Source organism: Streptomyces sp. NPDC031474, assembly GCF_055581185.1.
This window is the reverse complement of record NZ_JBVIJX010000013.1, coordinates 1-13,744: the sequence shown is the minus strand read 5'-3', so window position 1 is coordinate 13,744 and position 13,744 is coordinate 1. Positions and strand designations below refer to the sequence as shown.

The 13,744-nt window shown below is 69.1% G+C and carries 5 protein-coding genes, 1 tRNA gene and 1 rRNA gene; 1 reads left to right on the top strand and 6 read right to left on the bottom strand.

Features of this window, described 5'->3' with window-relative positions:
* Positions 1 to 219: 219 nt before the first annotated feature.
* From ACZ5SK_RS27125 to ACZ5SK_RS27115, 3 genes are all read right to left on the bottom strand, one after another.
* Positions 220 to 2,943 carry a DNA translocase FtsK gene (locus ACZ5SK_RS27125; protein WP_334576718.1) on the bottom strand — a complete coding sequence of 908 codons (2,724 nt, stop codon included), beginning with the start codon at positions 2,941 to 2,943 and terminating at the stop codon, positions 220 to 222.
* A 195-nt stretch (positions 2,944 to 3,138) separates the two neighbouring features.
* On the bottom strand, positions 3,139 to 3,825 hold the full coding sequence (locus ACZ5SK_RS27120; protein WP_079659117.1) for a response regulator: 687 nt from the start codon (positions 3,823 to 3,825) through the stop codon (positions 3,139 to 3,141).
* Between the two features lie 261 nt (positions 3,826 to 4,086).
* On the bottom strand, positions 4,087 to 9,549 hold the full coding sequence (locus tag ACZ5SK_RS27115; RefSeq protein ID WP_334576719.1) for a HAMP domain-containing protein: 5,463 nt from the start codon (positions 9,547 to 9,549) through the stop codon (positions 4,087 to 4,089).
* Positions 9,550 to 9,925: 376 nt separating this feature from the next.
* Here ACZ5SK_RS27115 and ACZ5SK_RS27110 point away from each other — a divergent pair, with 376 nt between their 5' ends.
* A complete protein-coding gene (locus ACZ5SK_RS27110) occupies positions 9,926 to 12,667 on the top strand; it encodes a SpoIIE family protein phosphatase (RefSeq protein WP_334576720.1) in 2,742 nt (913 codons plus the stop codon).
* 58 nt (positions 12,668 to 12,725) lie between these two features.
* Here ACZ5SK_RS27110 and ACZ5SK_RS27105 read toward each other — a convergent pair.
* The 3 genes from ACZ5SK_RS27105 to rrf all read right to left on the bottom strand — a co-directional run.
* Positions 12,726 to 12,798: transfer RNA gene (locus ACZ5SK_RS27105), tRNA-Thr, on the bottom strand.
* A gap of 75 nt (positions 12,799 to 12,873) precedes the next feature.
* Positions 12,874 to 13,536 (bottom strand): DegT/DnrJ/EryC1/StrS family aminotransferase, encoded by a 663-nt coding sequence (locus ACZ5SK_RS27100; RefSeq protein WP_334581148.1) that lies wholly within the window; start codon positions 13,534 to 13,536, stop codon positions 12,874 to 12,876.
* 115 nt (positions 13,537 to 13,651) lie between these two features.
* Positions 13,652 to 13,744: ribosomal RNA gene (rrf, locus tag ACZ5SK_RS27095) — 5S ribosomal RNA — on the bottom strand; the annotation flags it as partial.

Sequence of the window (13,744 nt, the reverse complement as noted above, 5' to 3'; positions counted from 1 at the left end):
GAAGTTCAGTCTAGGGGGGGTGCCAAAGGGAGGGGCAACCGGGCGGTACGACTTTGTACGCCATCGGTATGGCCGGACACGCCGATGACGGGCCGGTTACGGCCCCGGCGGGAGCCACACCTGTCCTCTCGCTCAACTTGACGTACGTCAAAGGGAAACGGTTGCTCTCCGCTCTCTAACGGGTGAGTCACGACCGGCCCCCGCTCGCCGCGTTGACGTCTACCCCTGAGACTCCCCCCGGATCACCGCGAGCACGCCGTCCAGCTCGTCCGGCTTCACGAGAACGTCACGCGCCTTGGAGCCCTCGCTGGGCCCGACGATGTTCCGCGACTCCATGAGGTCCATCAGCCGGCCGGCCTTGGCGAAGCCCACGCGCAGCTTGCGCTGGAGCATGGACGTCGACCCGAACTGGGTGGAGACCACCAGCTCGGCCGCCTGGCACAGCAGGTCGAGATCGTCGCCGATGTCCTCGTCGATCTCCTTCTTCTGCTTGGTGCCGACGGTGACGTCGTCGCGGAAGACCGGCGCCATCTGGTCCTTGCAGTGCTGGACGACGGCCGCGACCTCGGCCTCGGTCACGAAGGCGCCCTGCATACGGGTCGGCTTGTTCGCGCCCATCGGCAGGAACAGCCCGTCGCCCTTGCCGATCAGCTTCTCGGCGCCCGGCTGGTCCAGGATGACCCGCGAGTCGGCGAGCGAGGAGGTGGCGAAGGCGAGCCGCGACGGCACGTTCGCCTTGATCAGGCCGGTGACGACGTCGACCGACGGCCGCTGCGTGGCGAGCACCAGATGGATGCCGGCCGCGCGCGCGAGTTGTGTGATGCGCACGATCGAGTCCTCGACGTCACGCGGCGCGACCATCATCAGGTCGGCGAGCTCGTCCACGATCACCAGCAGATACGGGTACGGCTGAAGCTCGCGCTCACTGCCCTCGGGCAGCTTGACCTTGCCGTTCCTTATGGCCTCGTTGAAGTCGTCGATGTGCCGGAAGCCGAACGCCGCCAGGTCGTCGTACCGCAGATCCATCTCCCGTACGACCCACTGAAGCGCCTCGGCGGCCCGCTTCGGATTGGTGATGATCGGCGTGATCAGGTGAGGGATGCCCTCGTAGGCGGTCAGTTCGACGCGCTTGGGGTCGATCAGTACCAGCCGCACGTCCTCGGGGGTCGCGCGGACCATGATCGACGTGATCAGGCAGTTGATGCAGGACGACTTGCCGGAACCAGTGGCTCCGGCGACCAGGACGTGCGGCATCTTCGCCATGTTGGCCATCACGTAGCCGCCCTCGACGTCCTTGCCGAGCGCCACCAGCATCGGGTGGTCATCCTCGGCCGCGTCCGCGAGCCGCAGCACGTCCCCCAGGTTGACCATCTCCCGGTCGGTGTTCGGGATCTCGATGCCGACGGCGGACTTGCCCGGGATCGGGCTGATGATCCGCACATCGGGACTGGCGACGGCGTACGCGATGTTCTTCGCCAGCGCGGTGATCCGCTCGACCTTCACGGCGGGGCCGAGCTCGACCTCGTAGCGCGTGACCGTCGGCCCGCGGGTGAAGCCGGTCACGGCGGCGTCGACCTTGAACTCGGTGAAGACGTTCGTCAGCGAGGCGACGACTGCGTCGTTCGCGGCGCTGCGCGCCTTGCCGGGGCCGCCGCGCTCCAGGAGGTCGAGCGAGGGCAGGGAGTAGGTGATGTCGCCGGAGAGCTGGAGCTGCTCGGCGCGCGGCGGCAGCTCGCGCATCTCCTCCGGTGCCGACTTGGTCAGGTCGGGGACCGCCCCGCCGACCTTGAGCCTCTCCTGCCGGGGACGGGAGGCCGGCGCCGGGACGGGCGTCGGCGTCGTCGGCTCCCGGTCGCCGATGCTCACGCCCTGGGTGAGGTCGGCGACGATCGGCGAGGGCGGCATGCCGTGCAGAACGGCGCCGTCGAGGTCGGCCGCGGCCGCCGCGGCGATGTCCACGGCGTCCAGCTGCCGGTCCATGGCCGGCTGCGGCACCGCGGAGCGCCGGGGGCGGCCGCGCCGCCGGGAGAGCGCCTCCTGCTCGGCGTCGTCGGGTTCGGGGGACTGGGGGGCGCTCGAGCGCCGCCGGGGGCGCCCGGGCAGCGCCTCGCGCCACTGCTCGTCGTAGCGCGCGTCGTCGTCGCCGAACTCGTCGTACTCGTCGGCCGCCGGGTCGTGCAGTACGCCGAGCCGCACCCCGAGCTGCCGCAGCCGCTGCGGGATGGCGTTGACCGGGGTCGCCGTGACGACCAGCAGCCCGAAGATCGTGAGCAGCACCAGCAGCGGTACGGCGAGGACCTCGCCCATGGTGTACGTCAGCGGGGTCGCCGCGCTCCAGCCGATGAGACCGCCGGCGTCCCTTATCGCCTGCATGCCGTCGCTGCGGGCGGGCGCGCCGCAGGCGATGTGGACCTGGCCGAGCACGCCGATGACGAGCGCGGACAGGCCGATCACGATGCGGCCGTTGGCCTCGGGCTTCTCGGGGTGCCGGATGAAGCGCACGGCGATGACGGCCAGCAGGATCGGCACCAGCAGGTCGAGCCGGCCGAAGGCACCGGTCACCAGGATCTCGACGAGGTCGCCGACCGGTCCACGCAGATCGGCCCAGGTGCCCGCGGCGACGATCAGCGCGACGCCGAACAGCAGCAGCGCGACGCCGTCCTTGCGGTGGGCCGGGTCGAGGTTCTTCGCACCGTTCCCTATGCCGCGGAACACGGCGCCGACGGCGTGCGCCAGCCCGAGCCAGATGGCGCGTACGAGTCTGTAGATGCCCCCGGTGGGATTGGGAGCCGGTGCGGGCGCGGGCTTCTTGGCCGCGGCTTTCTTGGCGGGCGCCTTCTTCGCCGGGGCCTTTTTCGCAGCGGCCTTCTTCGCCGGAGCCTTCGCGGGAGCAGCCGCCTTCTTGGCGGGCTGCTTCTTGGCTGCGGAGGGACGTGAGGCCATGGGTGTGAGGTTACCGGTGGAGACCACAGCGGACACGTGTGCCTACCGCTTCACCCGTTCGTGTCGCCCCCGTGCGGGCACGGAACTGACGCGTCCACTGTGCCGGAAGGGGAACTGACGCGTCCTCATGCACAACTCCATGTGCCGCACGCGCCAGTTCCGTTCCGTGGTGCCGGTCGATTGCGTCGGTTCCGCTCAGTTCTGGGACGGCACCGAGGCCGCACCGCTGCCGGCGCCCGGCTCCAGGGCGTCCAGCGCCCGGCGCAGACCGGTGAGTTTGCGCTCCAGGTGCGCCGCCGTGGCCACCGCCGCCGCGTCCGCAGACTCGTCGTCGAGCTGCTTGGACAGCGCCTCCGCCTGCTCCTCGACGGCCGCGAGCCGCGCGGAGAGCTCGGCGAGCAGCCCCGCCGGCTCCTTGGCGCCGCCCGCAGCGCTCTTGCCGCCACCGCCCTCCAACTGCAGCCGCAACAGCGCCGCCTGCTCACGCAGCTGGCAGTTCTTCATGTACAGCTCGACGAACACCGAAACCTTCGCGCGCAGCACCCACGGGTCGAACGGCTTGGAGATGTAGTCCACCGCGCCCGCCGCGTACCCGCGGAAGGTGTGGTGCGGCCCGTGGTTGATCGCGGTGAGGAAGATGATCGGGATGTCCCTCGTCCGCTCCCGCCGCTTGATGTGCGCGGCCGTCTCGAAGCCGTCCATTCCCGGCATCTGGACGTCCAGCAGAATGACCGCGAAGTCGTCCGTCAGCAGTGCTTTGAGCGCCTCTTCCCCGGACGATGCCCGCACCAGCGTCTGATCGAGCGCAGAGAGGATCGCCTCCAGCGCCAGCAGATTCTCCGGCCGGTCATCGACCAGGAGGATCTTGGCCTTCTGCACCATGGCCCGCCCTCCTCGCCCCGGCAGTGCACCGGGCGCCGCCCCTGGGGACGACTCCTTTGCGCCGCCCTTCCCTGTGCCGGTCATGGTAGCCGCACCCCGACCGTCGCCACACCCTGTCACCGTGATGTCACTGTGCACGTAGCAGGAACGCAGCAGGAGACCAGAAGGTTCCCCGAATTCCGCCTCGCTACACGGCGACCGCCACCCTGAGTCAGCGACTCGGGGCGCACGCCGAAGGTTCCCGTCACGCCGTGGTTCCCCTCACGCGTCCCGCATCCACTGCTGCATCACCGACAGCAGGTGATCGGGGTCGACCGGCTTCGTCACGTAGTCGGAGGCACCCGACTCGATCGCCTTCTCCCGGTCGCCCTTCATCGCCTTCGCCGTCAGCGCGATGATCGGCAGCCCGGAGAACTGCGGCATCCGCCGGATCGCCGTCGTCGTCGCGTAACCGTCCATCTCGGGCATCATGATGTCCATCAGGACGACCGCCACGTCGTCATGCTGCTCCAGGACCTCGATGCCCTCCCGGCCGTTCTCCGCGTACAGCACCGACAGGCCGTGCTGTTCCAGAACGCTGGTCAGCGCGAACACGTTGCGGATGTCGTCGTCGACGATCAGCACCTTCTCACCGCCGAACCGGATGCCCACGCGCGCGCGGGCCCCCGCCTCCTGCCCGCGGGCCGGCCACTGCTCAGGACGCCCCACCTGCTCGCCGCCGCTCACCAGACGGCGCCGACGCCTGAAGAGGGCCGCCGGACCGTTCTGCGCGTCCTGGTACGACCTCACCTCGGCCGGCGTCTCGATCTCCACGCCGGACAGCTCCGACAGCTCCAGCGCCCCGTTCTCCGAGGCCACCAGATCGCCGGCCTCCAGCGCCGGCACGACCTGCTGGTAGCCCTGCGGCGGCAGCTCACTCGGGTGCAGCGGCAGATACAGCGTGAACGTCGAACCACGGCCCGTCTCACTCTGTGCGTAGATCTCACCGCCGAGCAACTGTGCGATCTCCCGCGAGATGGACAGCCCCAGGCCCGTGCCGCCGTACTTGCGGCTGGTGGTGCCGTCCGCCTGCTTGAACGCCTCGAAGATCACCCGCATCTTGCTGGCCGCGATCCCGATGCCGGTGTCCGTCACCGAGAACGCGATCAGAGCGGCGTCCGGATCGGTGAGCGAACCGGCCTCCAGCAGCTGCTCCTTGATCGCCACCGGCACATCCGCCCCGGCCGGCCGGATGACCAGCTCCACCGACCCGGAGTCGGTGAACTTCACCGCGTTGGACAGCAGGTTGCGCAGCACCTGCAGCAGCCGCTGCTCGTCGGTGTGCAGCGTGGCGGGCAGCTCCGGCGACACCCGCACCGACAGATCAAGGCCCTTCTCCGCGGTCAGCGGCCGGAACGTGGCCTCCACGTAGTCGACGAGCTGGACCAGTGCGATCCGCGTCGGCGACACGTCCATCTTGCCCGCCTCGACCTTCGACAGGTCCAGGATGTCGTTGATCAGCTGGAGCAGATCGGAACCCGCCCCGTGGATCGTCTCGGCGAACTCGACCTGCTTCGGCGACAGGTTGCCTTCCGCGTTGTCGGCGAGCAGCTTGGCCAGGATCAGCAGCGAGTTGAGCGGCGTACGCAGCTCGTGCGACATGTTGGCGAGGAACTCGCTCTTGTAGCGCATCGACACCGCGAGTTGCTCGGCGCGCTCCTCCAGGACCTGCCGCGCCTCCTCGATCTCGGTGTTCTTCACCTCGATGTCGCGGTTCTGCTGCGCCAGCAGCTCGGCCTTCTCCTCCAGTTCGGCGTTGGACGCCTGCAGGGCCTTCTGCCGCTGCTCCAACTCGGCCGACCGCTCCCGCAGTTGCTCGGTCAGCTCCTGCGACTGCTTCAGCAGCAGCTCGGTCTTGGTGTTGACGGAGATGGTGTTGACGCTCGTCGCGATCATCTCGGCGAGCTGGTTGAGGAAGTCCTTCTGGATCTGTGTGAACTTCGTGAACGACGCCAGCTCGATCACGCCGAGCACCTTGCCCTCGAACAGCACCGGCAGCACGATCACCTGTGCGGGCGGCGCCTCACCGAGCCCCGAGGAGATCTTCAGATAGCCGCTCGGGGCGTTCGCGACGAGGATCGTGCGCTTCTCCTCCGCGGCCGTCCCGACCAGCGCCTCACCCGGCCGGAACGACGTCGGCATGGAGCCCATCGAGTACCCGTACGAGCCCAGCATCCGCAGCTCGTACTGGTCGGCGTCGCCGTCGGTCGGCGGCATGGCCAGGAAGAAGGCGCCGTGCTGCGCGGCCACCAGAGGCGGCAGCTCGCTCATGATCAGCGAGGCCACGTCCGCCAGGTCACGCCGCCCCTGCATCAGAGCGGACACACGCGCGAGGTTGCCCTTGAGCCAGTCCTGCTCCTTGTTGGCGATCGTGGTGTCGCGCAGGTTGGTGATCATCTTGTTGATGTAGTCCTGGAGTTCCTGGATCTCCCCGGACGCGTCCACGTCGATCTTCAGGTTCAGGTCGCCACGGGTCACCGCGGTCGCCACGCGCGCGATGGCACGCACCTGACGGGTGAGGTTCCCGGCCATCTCGTTGACGGACTCGGTCAGGTCACGCCAGGTGCCGTCGACGTCACGCACGCGTGCCTGACCGCCCAGCTGCCCCTCCGTACCCACCTCGCGGGCAACGCGCGTGACCTCCTCGGCGAATGACGACAGCTGGTCGACCATCGTGTTGATGGTCGTCTTCAGTTCGAGGATCTCCCCGCGCGCGTCGATGTCGATCTTCTTCGTCAGGTCACCCTTGGCGATGGCCGTCGTGACCATGGCGATGTTGCGCACCTGGCCGGTCAGGTTGGACGCCATCTGGTTCACCGACTCGGTGAGGTCCTTCCACGTGCCCGCCACACCCGGCACATGCGCCTGCCCGCCGAGGATGCCGTCCGTGCCCACCTCACGGGCCACCTTGGTGACCTGCTCGGCGAACGAACTCAGCGTCTTCACCATGGTGTTGATGGTGTCGGCGAGCTGCGCGACCTCACCGCGCGCCTCGATCGTCACCTGCCGCGTCAGATCGCCGTTGGCCACCGCCGCCGCGACCTGCGAGATGTTGCGCACCTGCGTGGTCAGGTTCTTGGCCATCAGGTTGACGTTGCCGCTGAGGTCCTTCCAGATGCCCGTGATACCCGGCACGTGCGCCTGGCCGCCCAGGATGCCCTCGGTGCCCACCTCACGGGCCACCCGGGTCACCTGCTCGGCGAACGACGACAACTGGTCGACCATCGTGTTCACGGTGGTGACGAGCTCCAGGATCTCGCCCTTGGCGTCGACCGTGATCTTCTTCGACAGGTCGCCCTTGGCGACGGCGGTCGTGACCTCCGCGATCTGGCGCACCTGGATGGTCAGGTTGTTCGCCATGAAGTTCACGGACTGCGTGAGGTCCTTCCAGGTGCCGGAGACGCCCTGCACCTCGGCCTGGCCGCCGAGCTGCCCCTCCGTACCCACCTCACGGGCCACTCGCGTGACCTCCTGGGCGAACGACGACAGCTGGTCCACCATCGTGTTCAGCGTGTTCTTCAGCTCGAGGATCTCCCCGCGCGCGTCCACGGTGATCTTCTGGGACAGGTCACCGCGGGCCACGGCGGTGGCGACCTGCGCGATGTTGCGCACCTGGGCGGTGAGGTTGCCGGCCATGCCGTTCACCGAGTCGGTCAGGTCGCGCCACACACCGGCCACACCGGGCACCTGCGCCTGCCCGCCGAGCCGCCCGTCCGTGCCCACCTCACGGGCGACCCGGGTCACCTGGTCGGCGAAGGCGGACAGCTGATCCACCATCGTGTTGATGGTGTTCTTCAGCTCCAGGATCTCCCCGCGCGCGTCGACGTCGATCTTCTGCGAGAGGTCACCCCGGGCCACCGCGGTCGTCACCTGGGCGATCTGCCTCACCTGAGAGGTGAGGTTGCCGGCCATGAAGTTGACGGAGTCGGTGAGTTCCTTCCACGTACCCGACACACCGTCCACCCGGGCCTGCCCGCCCAGCCTGCCCTCGGTGCCCACGTCCCGGGCCATCCGCGTCACCTGGTCGGCGAACGACGACAGCTGGTCCACCATCGTGTTCACGGTGTTCTTCAGCTGCGCCATCTCGCCGGACACGTCGACGGTGACCTTCTGCGAGAGGTCGCCGTTGGCCACGGCCGTGGTGACCTGCGCGATGTTCCTCACCTGTCCGGTGAGATTCCTGAACGCCGTGTTGACGGAATCCGTCAGGTCCTTCCACGTCCCGGCCACACCCGACACCTGGGCCTGACCGCCCAGCTCACCCTCGACCCCGATCTCCCGCGCCACGCGCGTGACCTCGGCACCGAAGGCCGACAGCTGGTCGACCATCCCGTTGACGGTGTTCTTCATCTCCAGCATCTCGCCGGCCACGTCCACGGTGACCTTCTGCGACAGATCGCCGCTGGCCACGGCCGTCGTCACCGCGGCGATGTCCCGTACCTGAGTGGTGAGGTTGCGGAACACCGTGTTGACGGAGTCCGTCAGGTCCTTCCACGTCCCCGCCGCACCCGGCACGTTCGCCTGGCCGCCGAGCTGCCCCGCCGCGCCGACCTCGTTGGCCACGCGAGTGACCTCGTCCGCGAGGGTCCGCAGCGTCTCGGTCATCTGGTTGATCGTGTCGGCGAGCTGCGCGATCTCGCCGCGCGCCGACACCGTCACCTTCTGCGACAGATCGCCGTTGGCGACCGCCGTCGTCACCTCCGCGATCCCGCGCACCTGGGCCGTCAGGTTGCCGGCCATGGTGTTCACCGAATCGGTGAGCTCTTTCCACACCCCGTCCACGCCGGACACCTGCGCCTGACCGCCCAGGATGCCCTCGGTCCCCACCTCGCGCGCGACCCGGGTCACCTCGACGGAGAACGCGGAGAGCTGGTCCACCATCGTGTTGACGGTGTTCTTCAGCTCGAGCATCTCGCCCTCGACGTGAACTGTCACCTTCCGTGACAGATCACCCTTGGCCACGGCCGTCGTCACCAGCGCGATGTCCCGCACCTGCGCCGTCAGCCGGTAGGCCATCGTGTTGACGGACTCCGTGAGGTCCTTCCACGAACCCGACATACCGCGCACCTGGGCCTGCCCGCCCAGCTTGCCCTCGGTACCGACCTCGCTGGCCACGCGGGTGACCTCGTCGGTGAACGTCGACAACTGGTCGACCAGGTTGTTCACCGTCCGCCCGACCTTCAGGAACTCCCCGCGCAGCGGATGCCCGGTCCCCTCCGGCGTCTGCGTCCGAAGCTCCATCCGCGGCGACAGATCACCCTCCGCCACCGCCGACAGCACCCGCCCGACCTCGGAGACAGGCCGTACGAGGTCGTCGACCAGCGCGTTCGAGTTGTCGATGGCGGTCGCCCAGGACCCTTCGCAGGCGCCCGTCTCCAGCCGCTCGGTGAGCTTTCCCTCACGTCCCACCATGCGTCGCACCCGCGACAACTCACCCGTGAGGTGGAGATTTCGATCCGCGACCTCGTTGAACACGGCCGCGATCTCCGACATCACGCCGTCGCCGGACACCGTGAGCCGCTTGCGGAAATTGCCGTCCCGCATGGACCCGAGAGCGACCAGCAGCCGGTCCAGGGCCGCCGTGTCCACGACGGTGGTCCCGCCGCGTGGTGTGCGCTGCCTGCTCAGGGACTGTCCGCCTTTCGCGCGCGTCTTAGTGCCCCGCGTCGCTGCACCAGACTCCACTTGTCCCTCCCGCAGGGGTCGACCGTTACCTCTGTACATGGGTACTGCTGCTCGCCATACGTCACGCCGCTGGGGTTTTCCGCCTGATGAAACCAGGCGGGCCCCGGGGGCTGCTGCCCCCTGTGCGCAGAAGACACCCAGTCTGCCCGGACCTTCACAAGAAGCTTGCCCAGTGTTTCACCCTTGCCGAACCCGGCCATAACAGTTCGGCAGCTTCGCACATCGTCCGCACACGCTCGGGCGGAAACACTGGTGACCGGCATCCGCGGGGACCGGGAAGGTAAGTAACCTTGCATGCGGCTGTCCAGCCGCGCCGGTCCGTCCGGCCTGGGCGGTGGCACGAGCACGAGCGGGCATCGGAGGGGCGGCCGCACACATGACCACCGGACTGATCCCGGGGGGACAGCCCCCGGACCCCCGGCCTTCAGGCATGCGTCCACCGCAGCAGCGGTGCGACCAGGGCGGCCAGGGATCCCCGCACGTCGACAACCGGTCGAGGAGTTCTGTGATCACCGCGCGCGCGGCCGCCAGCTTCGAGCCCGTCGGGCGATCGGTAGCGACCGCCCGCTCCTTCGTCCGCGACACCCTCCAGGGGTGGGGCTTCGCCGACATCGTCGACGACGCCGTGGTTCTCACCAGTGAGCTGGTGACGAACGCCGTCGTCCACGCGGGCACCCACGCCGACGTCCTGTGCCTGCGCAGCGACGACGGCGTACGCATCGAGGTGGCCGACCGGTATCCCGAACGTGAGATCCCCCTCCAGGGATCCCTCGCCACCATGGGCAGCCCCGACCGCGAAGGCGGCCGCGGCCTCCAGCTGTGCGCGGCCATCGCCGGCCGCTGGGGCGTCGAGTACACACCCACCCACAAGCAGGTCTGGTTCCAACTCGAGCTCCCGGACCGCCCGGTGGGCACCCGCGCGGCCGGCCCGTCCCTCCCGGCCGACCTTCTCCCGCTCGCCGACAGCCGGGTGCGGGTGGCGGTCGTCCAGATCGACCGCGCGGGCGCCATCTCCGCGTGGAACGAGGACGCCGAGGAACTCTTCGGCTATCCGGCCGACCAGGTCATCGGCAAACCCCTCACCGACCTCGCCGCCTGGCCGCACACCCCCGGCACCAGCACCGGCATCGTGGAAGCCCTCCAACTCTCCCGCTGGGAGGGCAGCTACGGCATCCGCGGCGCCAACGGCCGCGTCACGCCCGTCTACGCCTCACATCTCCGTGTCCGCGACACCGACGGCGAGCCCTCCACGGTCTGTCTCCTCGTCCGCGACCACGAACGCGCGGTCCTGCAGACCCCGTTGCGCGTCCCGGCCTCCGACACGACCACCGGCTCCGACGGCCAGAGCACCGACCCCTTCGAGGTGTTCATCGGCTCCCCGGCCCCGGACGACCTCGACGGCCTCCTCCAGCGCACGGTGGAACGCGCCCGCGACATGCTCGACGCCGACTCCGCGTTCCTCCTCCTGGCCACCGACGACGAGACGGAGTTGGAGGTCCGCGCCTCCACCGGCCTGCCCTCCGCCCGCCAGCGCTTCGCGCGCGTGCCCGTGGAGGCGGGCCCCGGCCGCTACGGCTCGGCCCGCATGCCGGCCGTCCACGAGGACCTCCTGGCCGTCCCCGGCGCCCTCCCCCTGCTGAGCGGCACGGGCATGCGCTCGGTCGTCACGGTCCCGCTGAAGGTCGAGGGCCGTCTGACGGGCTCCCTGGGCGTCGCGGCCGAGGCTCCCGGCCGCTACTCCAACGAGGAGGCTCTGCGCCTTCAGTTCGCGGCCGACCGCATCGCGCTGGCCGTGGAGTCGGCCCGGCTGGGCGAGTTGGAGCGACTGCGCCGGGGCTCCCTGAGCTTCCTCGTCGAGGCCTCCGACCTCCTCGCGGGCACCCTGGACCGCGACCAGACCCTGGCCCTGATGGCCCAGATGACGGTCCCGACCCTGGCGACCTGGTGCGCGGTCTACACGATCGCCGATCAGGCCTCCGACCCGTACCTGTCGTACGTCCTGCACGAGGACGAGGAACTCATCGACGGCATCAAGTCGTTGCTGTCGAAGATCGCCCCGCCGGACCCGGTCCCCACCCCCGGCGCCCGGGTCTGGGCGGCCCCCGCGGAGGCCGCGCACGACGCGGCTCTGCGCAGTTCCATGCGCAGCCTGGGCCTGACCGGCGGCCCGACCCACCAGGTCTCCTCGGGCATCGGCCCCACCCTGGCGACGGCGTCGGCGGTGGGCGGCGAGACCGTCGTCCTCCCCCTGGTCGCCCGCAACCGCGTCATCGGCATGCTGACCCTGGGCAAGCCCACCGACGAACACTTCCGCCAGGAGATCCTGGAACTGGCCGAGGACCTGTCCCGACGCGCCGCGCTCGCCCTCGACAACGCCCGCCTCTACTCCGAGCGCACCGCCATCAGCCAGTCCCTCCAGCGCAGCCTGCTGCCCCCGGAGACCCCCAAGATCGACGGCGTCGAGGTCGAGGTCATCTACCGCGCGGCCGGCGAGGGCAACGAGGTTGGCGGCGACTTCTACGACGTCTTCCCGATCAGCGACGGCGCGTACGGCTTCGCCATCGGCGACGTCTGCGGCACGGGCCCGAACGCGGCGGCGGTGACGGGCCTGGCCCGCCACGCGCTGCGGTTGCTGGCCCGCGAGGGCCTCAGCGGCCCCGCCGTCCTGGAACGCCTGAACTCGGCGATCCTCGACGAGGGCGCCCGCAGCCGCTTCCTGACCCTCCTCTACGGCGAGATGCGCCCACAGGAGGACGGCAGCGCCGAGCTGAAGGTGGTCTGCGCCGGCCACCCGCTCCCCCTGCGTCTGCGTCAGGACGGCACGGTCGAGGCGGCAGCCGAACCCCAGCCGCTCCTGGGCGTCATGGAGGACCTGGAGCTCTACGAGCAGACGGTCACCCTCGACCGGGGCGACGTCCTGCTCTGCGTCACGGACGGCGTGACGGAGCGCCGTGAGGGCACCCGCATGCTGGGCGACGACGGTCTCGCCGACGTCCTCTCCACCTGTACCGGCCTCACCGCCGGTGCGGTCGCGGCCCGCATCATGCGCGCGGTCGAACGCTTCGCGTCGGACGCCCCCTCGGACGACATGGCGATCCTGGCGATGCGGATGGCGTGAGGGGAAGCAGGACACGAAGAAAGCCCCCGCCCGGAGGGCGGAGGCTTTCTTTTTGCGGAGCCCCCTAACGGAATCGAACCGTTGACCTTCTCCTTACCATGGAGACGCTCTGCCGACTGAGCTAAGGGGGCCAGTTACTTTTCGAGGTTTCCCTCGCGGCAACAGAATAGATCATACCCCGAACAAGCCGGTGTTCCCAAACTCGTTCAGAAGGCGGGCTGGAGCAGTCCGCCGAGCGTGTTGCATGCCGACACGATCCGTTGCATGTCCCGCTTCGTCAACGAGGCGTCCACGGGCAACGCGAGGGTCTCGTCCGACGCCAGTTCGGTCTCCGGCAGGAACACACACCGCCTGAATTCGGGCAACCGGTGCAACGGAGTCTTCACCGGTACCCGGCACTCGACTCCCCTGCCCCGCAAGGCGCGTGCGAACGCGTCCCGATCGGGCCGGCCGTTCCCCGGCACCCGCACGACGTACTGCTGATAGGTGTGTCCGTCTCCACCGTCGGGCATCCGCACCCCACGCAACCGCCCGTCCAGATAAGCGGCCCGCTCCCGCCGCTGAGCGATCTCGTCGTAGGGGGCCTCGGACTCTCCCTGCTCCAACACCAACAGCCCGTGCCGCTCCCCGAGGGCATGCAACCGCCCGACATCCGCCGGCCGACCGAAGCGGTGCACGACAACGACGGCCGCGGTCCGCGGAGTTACGACTGCTTCGACGGCAACGGGGTCCAGGCAGTACGTCACCGGATCTACGTCGGCGAACACCGGCAACGCACCCGCCAGGGTTACCGCTCCGGCGAGTTCCACATTCCCGAAGGCCGGCACGATGACCTCGTCACCGACTCCGACGCCTGCAGCCCTGAGCATTGCAGCAGTACCCATGCCGTGGATGCTGGGGGCGCAACATGAACTTCAAGTGACCACAAACAAAAAAGGGTTGGGCACCGAACCGAAGTTCAGAGCCCAACCCTTTTGAATGATTGTTCGGCGGTGTCCTACTCTCCCACAGGGTCCCCCCTGCAGTACCATCGGCGCTGTAAGGCTTAGCTTCCGGGTTCGGAATGTAACCGGGCGT

Coding starts and splice junctions, on each gene's coding strand:
- ACZ5SK_RS27125 (WP_334576718.1), bottom strand. CDS start 2,943: ATGGCCTCACGTCCCTCCGCAGCCAAGAAGCAGCCCGCCAAGAAGGCG.
- ACZ5SK_RS27120 (WP_079659117.1), bottom strand. CDS start 3,825: ATGGTGCAGAAGGCCAAGATCCTCCTGGTCGATGACCGGCCGGAGAAT.
- ACZ5SK_RS27110 (WP_334576720.1), top strand. CDS start 9,926: ATGACCACCGGACTGATCCCGGGGGGACAGCCCCCGGACCCCCGGCCT.
- ACZ5SK_RS27100 (WP_334581148.1), bottom strand. CDS start 13,536: ATGCTCAGGGCTGCAGGCGTCGGAGTCGGTGACGAGGTCATCGTGCCG.